A 424-nucleotide genomic window follows, 5' to 3' on the forward strand; every position below is an offset into this window, starting at 1 on the left:
AAGCAAAACCCTGTGACTATCTAGCAGCACCGGATGCACGAAATCCGGGCCGACGTCGACGCGTCGGATCATCCAATCAGTTGTCATGCCACCACAGGCAATCGACCGTGAATTGCCGGACTTATCAACAGCCCCGCAACCAGCGCGAATACTGTGCACCCGCCCCGCCACCCGAGTCGCACGGCTGTGCCGCGCGCAGCCGCGTCACTCAACCATGAACGAGCAGCCACGCGCCGAACGCCGCGCTGGCGAGTGCGAACGGAATCGAGACCAGATGGAACGGCAGCCACATGCGCGGCTCCTTCGCGAGACGCACCGCGATCAGGTTCGCAAGCGAGCCGATCGCGAAGCCAAAGCCGCCGACCGACACGCCGAACGCGAGCGCACGCCAGTCGTGCGTGAATTCCGACAACAGGATCGCGGC

Annotated in this window: 1 pseudogene; it reads right to left on the reverse strand. The window is 64.2% G+C overall.

The features are described from left to right. Positions 1–208 precede the first annotated feature (208 nt). Positions 209–424, reverse strand: a pseudogene (locus HW466_RS31585) (citrate transporter); the annotation flags it as partial.

The organism is Burkholderia territorii (genome assembly GCF_902833055.1).
GTDB classification, from domain to species: Bacteria; Pseudomonadota; Gammaproteobacteria; order Burkholderiales; family Burkholderiaceae; genus Burkholderia; species Burkholderia territorii.